The 2500-nt window shown below is 55.2% G+C and carries 1 tRNA gene and 2 rRNA genes (1 of these 3 cut by a window edge); all 3 read right to left on the reverse strand.

Annotated elements, in window-relative coordinates:
* Positions 1-50: 50 nt before the first annotated feature.
* Positions 51-127 (reverse strand) — tRNA-Met (locus ACFQDM_RS19520).
* 61 nt (positions 128-188) lie between these two features.
* Positions 189-303: ribosomal RNA gene (rrf, locus tag ACFQDM_RS19525) — 5S ribosomal RNA — on the reverse strand.
* A gap of 95 nt (positions 304-398) precedes the next feature.
* Positions 399-2500: ribosomal RNA gene (locus ACFQDM_RS19530) — 23S ribosomal RNA — on the reverse strand (it continues 731 nt past the right edge of the window).

The following is a 2500-nucleotide window of genomic DNA, read 5'->3' on the forward strand; positions in this document are numbered from 1 at the left end:
CATGCGAAAGCCCCGGCGTTTAGCCGGGGCTGGTGTTGGGTGTGTTTCTGTGGTTGCGGGGACAGGATTTGAACCTGTGACCTTCAGGTTATGAGCCTGACGAGCTACCGGGCTGCTCTACCCCGCGCCAAGGTTGTCCTGATCGGGTTTGTTTCATCGTATCAGAGAGATATTGCGTTTCTTACCAGGTCTGGCGGTGACCTACTCTCCCACGTCTTAAGACGCAGTACCATCGGCGCAGCGGCACTTAACGGCCGAGTTCGGGATGGGATCGGGTGTTTTGCTCGCGCTAGGGCCACCAGACCAGGAAAGAAACGCTCAGCGTCGGACCTTTTGAGGGGTCTGATATTGTCCAAGGATGCTTTGGAGGAAGGAGGATAATCCTGCTTCTTCCGGATCAAATCAAGCCTATCGAGCCATTAGTACCGGTCAACTGAATGCATTGCTGCACTTACATCTCCGGCCTATCGACGTGGTGGTCTTCCACGGCTCTCAAGGGAGACCTTGTTTTGAGGGGGGCTTCACGCTTAGATGCCTTCAGCGTTTATCCTGTCCGTTCATAGCTACCCAGCACTGCCGTTGGCACGACAACTGGTCCACCAGTGGAACGTCCACCCCGGTCCTCTCGTACTAGGGGCAGCTCCTCTCAAGTCTCCAACACCCACGGCAGATAGGGACCGAACTGTCTCACGACGTTCTAAACCCAGCTCACGTACCTCTTTAAACGGCGAACAGCCGTACCCTTGGGACCTGCTCCAGCCCCAGGATGAGATGAGCCGACATCGAGGTGCCAAACGATGCCGTCGATATGGACTCTTGGGCATCATCAGCCTGTTATCCCCAGCGTACCTTTTATCCGTTGAGCGATGGCCCTTCCACTCGGGACCACCGGATCACTATGGCCGACTTTCGTCTCTGCTCGACTTGTCAGTCTTGCAGTCAGGCTGGCTTCTGCCATTGCACTCAACGACCGATTTCCGACCGGTCTGAGCCAACCTTCGCGCGCCTCCGTTACTGTTTGGGAGGCGACCGCCCCAGTCAAACTACCCACCACGCAGGGTCCCGGACCCGGATAACGGGCCGCGGTTAGACATCAAGAGTGCGAAGGGCGGTATCTCAAGGATGGCTCCACGAGGACTAGCGTCCCCGCTTCAAAGCCTACCGCCTATCCTGCACATCGCAATCCTGATGCCAGTGCGAAGTTGTAGTAAAGGTGCATGGGGTCTTTCCGTCTAACCGCGGGAAGTCTGCATCTTCACAGACAATTCAATTTCGCTGAGTCCACATTTGAGACAGCGGGGAAGTCGTTACGCCATTCGTGCAGGTCGGAACTTACCCGACAAGGAATTTCGCTACCTTAGGACCGTTATAGTTACGGCCGCCGTTTACCGGGGCTTCAATTCAAGGCTTGCACCTCTCCTTTTAACCTTCCGGCACCGGGCAGGCGTCAGACCCTATACGTCGTCTTACGACTTCGCAGAGCCCTGTGTTTTTAGTAAACAGTCGCCACCCCCTGGTTTGTGCCCCCGGCCTCTGCTTGCGCAAAAACCGGGCCTCCTTCTCGCGAACTTACGGAGGTATTTTGCCGAGTTCCTTAAATGTGGTTCTCTCAAGCGCCTTGGTATTCTCTACCAGTCCACCTGTGTCGGTTTAGGGTACGGTCTTGTGGAGGGCTATTTCCAGGGACCCCTAAGCAGCCCGATCAATCCGTTAAGATCGAACTACCCTCGGGATCCGTCACCATCTCCTGGCCCAGGAATATTAACCTGGTTCCCATCGACTACGCCTTTCGGCCTCGCCTTAGGGGCCGGCTTACCCTGCTCAGATTAGCTTTAAGCAGGAACCCTTGGACTTTCGGCGACAGGGTCTCTCACCCTGTTTGTCGCTACTCATGTCAACATTCTCACTTCTGATCACTCCACCGGTTGCCTTACGGCCCGGCTTCACAGTCAGAACATTGCCTCCGTAGACCATTGCTGGGCTAAAGAGGCAGCGTTCTATATCACAGAACGCTCCGCTACCACGCACTCTAAAGTGCATCCAAAGCTTCGGCTCGTGGCTTGAGCCCCGTTACATCTTCGCCGCAAGACCTCTTGATTAGACCAGTGAGCTGTTACGCTATCTTTAAAGGATGGCTGCTTCTAAGCCAACCTCCTGGTTGTTTTGGAAGTCTCACATGCTTTCCCACTTAGCCACGAATTGGGGGCCTTAGCTGTTGGTCAGGGTTGTTTCCCTCTCCACGACGGACGTTAGCACCCGCCGTGTGTCTCCCGGATAGTTCTCCTGGGTATTCGGAGTTTGCTTAGACTCAGTAAGGCTGTGGGCCCCCATCATCCATGCAGTGCTCTACCCCCCAGGGAATACGTCCGAGGCGCTACCTAAATAGCTTTCGCGGAGAACCAGCTATCTCCGAGTTTGATTGGCCTTTCACCCCTAGGCACAAGTCATCCCGACCTTTTTCAACAGGTGTGGGTTCGGACCTCCAGTACGTGTTACCGTA

It is taken from the genome of Ponticaulis profundi (assembly GCF_042659465.1).
GTDB classification, from domain to species: domain Bacteria; phylum Pseudomonadota; class Alphaproteobacteria; order Caulobacterales; family Hyphomonadaceae; genus Ponticaulis; species Ponticaulis profundi.